Genomic DNA, 8,975 nt, shown 5'->3' with positions numbered 1-8,975 from the left:
GGTGGATTTCCTATAATAGCGTCTATAACAAGTTTTTCTTATATTGTAACCACTATAATATAAAATTCAAACAATATGGTTACAACCTTTGAAACTGCTCTCAAAGAGAGCCAAATGGCAGAAAATACCGTCACTGCCTATCTATATGCTGTAAACGATTTCTACCGAAAGTACAAATCCCTCAGTAAGAAAAACCTTTTGCTCTACAAAACATACCTGATAGAGCACTTCAAACCTAAAACAGTGAACTTGCGTATTCAGGCACTGAATAAGTTTTTGGAACATATCGGTAAGCCTAAACTTCGACTTAAATCGGTAAAAGTACAACAGCGCACTTATTTGGAAAACGTGATCAGTCAGGCAGATTACCTCTTTTTAAAAGAACAACTCCGAAAAGAAGAGAACCCAATGTGGTATTTTGTAGTGCGCTTTTTGGCAGCTACAGGAGCAAGGGTAAGCGAGCTTATCCAAATAAAAGTAGAACACGTAAAAATTGGCTATTTCGATCTATACACTAAAGGAGGCAAAGTGCGCCGCCTATTCATCCCACTTCAGTTACGTGAGGAGACTATAAAATGGCTTACAAAAAAGCAAAAAACTTCAGGCTACCTATTTCTCAACCGCTTGGGAGAACGTATCACTACACGTGGCATTGCACAAAAACTCAAACTTTTTGCTGAAAGATATGGTCTCAATCCTAAAGTCGTCTACCCACATTCATTCAGACATAGATATGCTAAAAACTTCTTGGAAGCTTTTAACGACATCTCTCTCCTTGCCGACCTTATGGGGCACGAAAGTATTGAGACTACCCGTATTTATCTAAGGCGAACAGCTTCAGAACAGCAGGCTATTGTAGATAAGATTATTACTTGGTAGTGAAATATCCATCGCGCAAATTTGCTAATTTACAAATTTGCTAATTGCCAAATTATTTGTACCTTTGCCCCTTGTAAATATTTTAATTGTTAATTATCAATTATTCATTGAATGAAAATATCCTATAACTGGTTAAAACAATATTTGAAGTTAGACTTGCCTGCTGAAGATACAGCAGTAATTCTTACGGATTTAGGTTTAGAAGTAGAAGGTATTGAACACTTCGAAAGTGTAAAAGGCGCTCTTAAAGGCGTAGTCGTAGGTCACGTGCTTGAGTGCGAAAAGCATCCTAATGCCGATAAACTCAAAATCACCAAAGTAGATGTAGGCGGTGAGGCTCCTTTGCAAATCGTTTGTGGCGCTCCTAACGTTGCTCAGGGGCAAAAAGTACTCGTAGCAACCATAGGCACTGTATTATACGACAAAGACGACAAGCCTTTTGAAATTAAAAAAGGAAAAATCCGCGGCGAAGAAAGCTTTGGTATGATTTGCGCTGAAGACGAACTCGGATTAGGCGAAAGTCATGAGGGTATTATGGTGCTTGATAATAAATATGAAGTAGGAACCCCCGCAAGTAAAGTGTTTGAGGTAGAAACCGATGAGGTTTTTGAAATCGGTCTTACCCCTAACCGCGCCGACGCAATGAGCCACTATGGTGTAGCGCGCGACTTGCGTGCCGGATTGATACAGAAAGGCACCTCTTTAGAGCTTATTACCCCTTCAGTAACCAAATTCCACGTCGATAACCGCTCAGTGAAAATTGATATAGAGGTACAGAACAAAAAACTCGTGCCTCGTTACACCGGTGTAACCATCAGCAATGTACGTGTTGGTGAATCGCCTATATGGTTGCAAAACAAACTGAAAGCCATAGGTATTACCCCTAAAAACAACGTAGTCGATGCTACCAATTACGTATTACACGGAATGGGGCAACCTCTCCACGCTTTCGATGCCGACCATATCATCGGACGTAAAATAGTAGTGAAAAATGCCGAAGAGGGTACCAAATTTAAAACCCTTGACGGAGTAGAACATATTCTCAGCGCCGAAGATTTGATGATTTGTGATGCCGAAAAACCACTCTGTATAGCAGGGGTATTAGGGGGAGATAACTCTGGAGTTACGCCATTCACTCGCAACATCTTTTTAGAAAGTGCTTATTTTGATCCCGTTTCAGTACGCAAAACTGCTAAACGTCACGCTATCAACTCCGATGCTTCTTATCGTTTTGAACGCGGTATCAACATCGAAGATTGTAAGTACGCACTGATGTACGCTGCAGTACTGATTGAAAATATCGCTGGAGGGGTCATTTCTTCTGATGTGATAGATTTCTACCCTAAAAAACAAGAAGATTTTCAGGTGTTCCTCGCTTTCGAGAATGTCGATAAACTCATCGGTCAGAAAATCTCTCGCGACACCATTAAGTCCATTCTTCATTCCCTCGATATCAAAGTCAATTCGCTCACCGAACGCGGTTTAGGACTCCTAATCCCTTCTTACCGTGTAGATGTACAACGTGAAGCCGATGTAATTGAGGAAATTCTCCGCATCTATGGCTACAACAATATCGCTATCACCGAAAAAGTGAACGCTACAATGTCGCATTCTGATAAGTATGCCGACCATAATATGCAGAATGTAGTAGCCGAGCAGTTAGTCGCTCAAGGATTTTTCGAAATTATGACCAATAGTCTCGTTTCCGAAAAAGAAATCACTACTTATACCGAGAAACCTGAACAAGCCGTGAAACTACTCAATCCGCTCAGCAGCGACTTAGGGTATATGCGCAAAAATCTCGTGTTCTCAGGCTTAGAAGTGATTGCCTACAACAACAACCGCAAACGCTCCGATTTGAAATTGTTTGAGTTTGGCAAAAATTATCACTATATCGATGGTAATTATAGTGAAAATAAGCATTTAGTGCTTTATCTTACAGGGAATACCCACCCCGAACACTGGGGAAGCCCAGCGCAAAAGGTTTCTTTCTTCCAACTTAAAGGGATAGTAGAATCTCTTTTTGAGCGTCTCGGACTGAAGGGAATAGCTACCTTGCCATTAGAAGATAGCGAAGTGGTGTACAGCGAAGGTTTCCGTTGGCAAATAGGGGAGACCCTTTTAGGAACTATAGGCGTTGTAAAAACCAAAGTGCTCAAAGAGTTTGGAATCAAGCAAGAAGTACTCGTCGCCGATTTGAATTGGGAAGTGATTGTAGCACAAGTACAAGGGCATAAAGTAGTCTATAAAGAAATACCTAAATATCCCGAAGTACGCCGTGATTTAGCCCTCTTGCTCGACGATAAAGTTACCTTCGCCGATCTATATAAAGTAGCCTATGCTACCGAAAAAGACCTCTTGCAACGCGTAAACCTCTTCGATGTGTATCAAGGTGATAAGCTCCCCGAAGGCAAGAAAAGTTACGCCCTTAGTTTCGTCCTTCAAGACGACAACAAAACCCTTACCGATAAACAAATCGATAAAACGATGCAACGCCTACAAGACGCTTTTGAAAAGCAATTAGGCGCAGCTATTAGATAAAAGAAAAACTATGCAAAAACCCCGTGTGGTATATGTACCACACGGGGTTTTTTGTTTGAATAGTTACAATTTATAAACTTAAGCTAGTCTTAGGTTCTTGTAGACAATATAATCCATAATAGAAAAATACCTTTTTTGTGAGTGTTGTACCAAATAATATACGCCTTGCTCCTTCAAATAATTTGAAAGCTTTTGTTTTGAATGATGATCGCGCATTTTCAGCCTACAAAAATAAGAGTAATTGCTAATCTAAGTAAGTCTTTTTCGTGCTACAATTTTACATTTCTTACCTTTCTTTTTGTTTTGAAAAGGTTAAAAATAAAAATCTTTAACCTTTCTTTTATTTTCTTCTTATTTGTTGTAATTCATATAATTATCTTATCTATTTTAAAAAAGTATATAGAAAAATAAATAATAATTCTTTAATTATTTGGAAGTTATAATAAATAATGCTACTTTTACCCCCGTAAATTACATTTAATAGCCAAGCTTATGAAAGTAAAATTTTTAACATTTGTTATGTTTGCGTTAAGTTGTTTTTTAACAACTTTAATGGCGCAAACTATATCAGTAAAAGGAATAGTTACTGATGAAACTAAACTACCAATGCCAGGGGTTTCAGTAGTGGTAAAAGGAACCTCTCAAGGTACCTCAACTGATATTGATGGTAAGTATGAATTGCAAGCGAAAGCTGGCGATGTACTAGAGTTTAGCTCAATGGGCTATACTACCCAAACTAAAAAAGTTGTAGGGGGAGGTAAAAGTTACTCACTTAGCGTGATGCTAAAAGAAAGTACCCAAGAACTTACTGAAGTAGTGGTAGTAGGGTACGGAACTCAGAAAAAGGAAAACTTAACAGGAGCTATAGCAACTGTAGATGCTAAAGTGCTTGAAAGCCGTCCACTTACTACTATAGGGCAAGGACTGCAAGGGGTTATTCCAAACTTGAATATCAGCACCTCTAATGGTCGTCCAGGAGCAGCTTCTTCTTTCAATATTAGAGGGTTTACCTCTATTAATGGAGGATCACCATTAGTATTAGTAGATGGGGTACAGATGGATCCTAACCAAATTAACCCTAATGATGTAGAGAATGTAACAGTACTAAAAGATGCTGCCTCAGCTGCTATTTATGGAGGGCGTGCTGCTTTTGGGGTAGTGCTTATCACTACTAAAAAAGGAAAAAAAAGTACTCCTATGCAGATAAACATCTCTACAGACTACTCTATCACACGACCAACTAGATTGCCAGACTTAGTAAACTCTGTAGACTATCTAAAAATGTATATGGAGGCTGACAATACAGGAAGAATATCAGGGGGTAGAACAGGGTCTCAAAACTTCACTCAAACAGACCTAGAAAAAGCAGAAGCTTATTTGAATAATCCAACTCCTGCTAATTCAGTATATCCTGACCCTAATGACCCTAAAAAATATAGATATGTAGGCAATACCAATTGGGTAAAAGAGATGTTCCCAGGTTGGGCTCCACAAGCACAGCACAACGTATCTCTTTCAGGAGGTAGTGAAAAAACTACTTACTTAGCTTCAGTAGGTATGTTTAGCCAAGAAGGGCTATTCAAAGCTGCTAAACAAAAATTTGAACGTTATAACGTAACCCTTAGCTTAAATACTGATATTACTAAGTGGTTATCACTTCACTTAAAATCTTCAATCAATCATAAAGATAACAATCAGCCTTCAGATGTGGGATTAGGTTTCTCACCAGAGCGTTTTGCAACAGATGTAAAACCTTTGATGCCTGTATATCACCCTGATGGTCACTTCTCAGGACAAGGAAACTTTACTAACCCTTTTGCTGTAATAGCAACAGGAGGTAGAAGTACTTATAAATCTGATGATATTTGGGTAACCAGTGGTTTTACTCTTACCCCTATTAAACACGTGAAAATAGTAGGTGATTATACTTGGAATCCGTATCACCACAACGGTAAGAGCTTTGTAAAACAATTTAAAGAATACGGAGCTCCTACTGACAGAACAAGCATTTACGATCCTCTAAAAGCCACTGATTTAGGCTACTACCCTCATAACAACCCTTCGAGAGTTTCAGAAAACAATAGTCACGATTTGTATCAAGCAGCCAATATTTACGCTCAGTACGAAAATACTTTTGCTGAAAAACACTATCTAAAGGCAATGGTGGGGTACAACCAAGAAGAAAAACACAATGAATCATTCAGTGTACAGACTAAAAACTTAGTAAACCAAGACTATCCGTTTTTGAAACTCAATAACGATGATAAGCCATCAGTAGGTAGTGGTATAAGCGATTGGGCATTGATAGGTTCTTTCTTCAGATTGAACTATGTATTCGATCAAAAATATTTGGTAGAGGTAAATGGTAGATATGATGGTTCATCACGTTTTAGCCGTGAAAGCCGTTATGTATTTAGTCCGTCAGCTTCTTTGGGTTGGCGTATTTCAAAAGAGAAATTCTTTGAACCTATCAACAACATTGTAAGCGATTTGAAACTAAGAGCTTCATATGGTAAGTTGCCTAACCAACAAGTATCAGCACTTTACCCTTATCTACCTACAATGGGATATGGTACTAAAACAGGTTATATATTTGGCACCCAGCAATTGCCATACGTTTCAGCTCCTGGCTTAGTAAGTAATAACTTTACTTGGGAAGAGGTAGCGACTCGTAACTTTGGGGTAGACTTCGGATTCTTTGACAACCGCCTTACAGGGTCATTTGACTACTATATACGTAATACTAATGGAATGTTAGTAAGTGGTATACCTCTACCAGCGGTATTGGGTACAGGAGCTCCTCAACGTAACGCAGCTGACCTAGAAACTAAAGGTTTTGAGTTGGTATTAGGTTGGAAAGACAAGATAGGAGAAGACTTTAAATATAACGTAGCTTTTAACTTAGCAGATAGCCGTTCATTTATCACCAAATACGATCTTAACCCTACTAATGATTTGGGCCATTACTACGTAGGTAGAGAGATAGGAGAAATTTGGGGTTATGAAACAGAAGGTTTGTATCAAACAGACGCTGAAGCAGCTGCTGTAGACAATTCGAAATTAGGAAACTACAAATGGTTAGCGGGAGATGTGAAGTATAAAGACCTAGATGGTAACAACAAAATTGACTGGGGTAATAATACGTTAGATAACCCTGGTGATAGAAAAATCATCGGTAATTCACAAGCACGATATACATTTGGTTTGAATTTAGGAGGAGAGTATAAAAACCTTGATTTTACAGTCTTCTTCCAAGGAGTAGGCAAACGCGATGCGATATTAGGAGGAGCTTATTTCTGGGGCTTTACTAACGAATGGGACGTACCAGCTACTAATCAGTTAGACCACTGGACACCTGATAACACGGATGCTTATTACCCACGTTTGCGTTTTGGTGGAGGTAATATGAATACTCAAACACGCTATATGCAAGATGCTTCGTATATACGCCTTAAACAAGTGACTATAGGTTATACACTACCGAAAGATGTAATGGGCCGTATAGGAATAAATAATTTGCGTTTGTTTGTGACAGGTCAGAACCTTTGCGAATGGACTAAGCTACTTAAATCATACGATCCAGAGTTGTTATCGCAAGATTATCCTATCAACCGTATCGTAACGTTAGGCTTACAAGCACGTTTTTAGTACTTTAATATAAAAAATATAAACAATGAAAAATCTATATAAACACATAGTATTTGCGGGTATTTTATTGGCGAGTTTAAGCCAAACCGCTTGCAAGAATGACGATTTTTTGGATAAGTATCCACCTGATTCATTTAACGAAAAGGGGTACTTCAACACAGATAATGACTTGAAGATTTTTGCCAATCGTTTTTACGGTAGTTTGCCAGTGCAAATTCTTATCTATAACGATGGCGACTCTGACAATATGGTGCCCCGAAATGTGAATACCTTTTTGGCAGGGAACTATACAGTGCCTGCTTCAGGAGGAGGTTGGTCTACAGGAGATTGGAACGGTATTTATAACTGTAACTTTTTCTTAGATAACTACAGCCGCTCAACAGGTTTGCACAAAGAACTATTTGCAGCAGAAGTGCGTTTCTTCAGAGCATTATATTATTGGGATAAAGTAAAGACCTTTGGTGATGTGCCTTTGGTTTTGACTAAGGTAAACGATGCATCGCCTATTATCTATGGTCCTAGAGTACCACATAAACAAGTGATGGATAAAGTATTAGAAGACCTGAACTTTGCAGTACAATACTTGCCTGAAAAAGCATCAGCAGAACCAGGACGCCTACATAAAGACGCTGCTTTGGCTCTAAAATCGAGAATAGCACTATGGGAAGGTACTTTTAGAAAATATCATAACTTAGGCGATGAGACTAGCTGGCTGCAAGCAGCAGCAGATGCTTCGCAAGCAATTATAAACTCAGGTAGATATAGAGTGTATAGCACAGGAAATCCGACTAAAGATTACCGCAATTTGTTTATACAAAAAGACCTTTCTACCAATAGTGAGGCTATAATGGCACGCACTTATATACAAGGAACAGGCACCCATGGCTATACTCGTACTGCGGGTGAAAATAGTACAGGTTGTAGCAAAGACTTTATGGAGAACTACCTATTTACTGATGGTAAACCTATCAGCAGTACTTCATTTACTTATGATGATAGCACTCCTGCAGGTGAAGCCGCTAACCGCGACCCTCGCTATGCACAGACAGTAGCTACCCCAGGCTTTGTGTGGACAGAAAACCCAGACCCTACCAAACAACAAACAGTAACCCTTCCAGCCGTAGGTAGTGGACAAACAAGTTCTGGTTATTGGTTTATAAAAGGACGCTCAAGCGATCCAGAACAATGGATAGCTCAACAAAGTGACTTGGATTTATTCATATTCCGCTATGCAGAGATACTGCTAAACTACGCAGAAGCTAAATATGAATTAGGAACTTTGACTCAAGGCGATTTAGATATGAGCATCAACAAACTTAGAGATCGCGTGGGAATGCCCCATCTAACTATTAGTGTAGCTGCTGATGCTAATGCAGATAACTACGGTTATACAGTAACCCCTCTACTATACGAAATTCGCAGAGAACGCCGTATTGAATTAATAGGAGAAGGTTTCCGTTTTGATGATATAGTACGCTGGAAAGCAGGAAAATTGGTAGAGAATCCTAAAACTATCAGAGGGATGAAACTTACAGCTGCTTTAAAAGCTTTATACCCTGCTAATTCGGGAGTCGCTAACCTACCTGTAGATAGCGATAACTATTTGATAATGTATCCTTCACTCCCTCTAACAGGTCGTGTTTGGAATGATAAACAATATCTATATCCGCTACCTACTGACCAACTTCAGTTAGTAAAATACACCCAAAACCCAGGATGGTAAAAGGCATAGTAGGCTACTTCGACTGATATTAATGGTGAGTATGAATTGCAAACCAAAGCTAGCGATCTACTTGACTATTGCTTAAACAAAAAAGCTATACCTTTGAAGTATAGCTTTTTTGTTTGATAGTTAACGTGAGTTCGACGTAAGAAAAGTTATTTTTTATTTGCAAAAAAGGGATAGT

4 protein-coding genes are annotated in these 8,975 nt (G+C 38.9%); all 4 read left to right on the top strand.

Translation table 11 applies throughout. The features are described from left to right. Window positions 1-75 precede the first annotated feature (75 nt). The 4 genes from Q0162_RS06340 to Q0162_RS06325 all read left to right on the top strand — a co-directional run bounded on the left by Q0162_RS06340 (window position 76) and on the right by Q0162_RS06325 (window position 8,791). The gene (locus Q0162_RS06340) at window positions 76-879 is read left to right on the top strand and encodes a tyrosine-type recombinase/integrase (protein WP_297890510.1); all 804 of its coding nucleotides are present in this window, start codon (window positions 76-78) and stop codon (window positions 877-879) included. 111 nt (window positions 880-990) lie between these two features. Then, complete coding sequence (gene pheT, locus Q0162_RS06335; RefSeq protein WP_297890508.1) at window positions 991-3,420, top strand: phenylalanine--tRNA ligase subunit beta; 2,430 nt, start codon at window positions 991-993, stop codon at window positions 3,418-3,420. Window positions 3,421-3,972: 552 nt separating this feature from the next. Next, window positions 3,973-7,068: a TonB-dependent receptor gene (locus Q0162_RS06330; protein WP_297890506.1), complete on the top strand. Its 3,096-nt coding sequence runs from the start codon at window positions 3,973-3,975 to the stop codon at window positions 7,066-7,068. Window positions 7,069-7,093: 25 nt separating this feature from the next. Next, window positions 7,094-8,791, top strand: a complete 1,698-nt coding sequence (locus tag Q0162_RS06325; protein WP_297890504.1) for a RagB/SusD family nutrient uptake outer membrane protein — start codon at window positions 7,094-7,096, stop codon at window positions 8,789-8,791. Window positions 8,792-8,975 lie beyond the last annotated feature (184 nt).

The organism is uncultured Capnocytophaga sp., assembly GCF_937936315.1.
Taxonomy (GTDB): domain Bacteria; phylum Bacteroidota; class Bacteroidia; order Flavobacteriales; family Flavobacteriaceae; genus Capnocytophaga.
The sequence above is the reverse complement of the archived record's forward strand: the minus strand, read 5'-3'. Positions and strand labels throughout refer to the sequence as shown.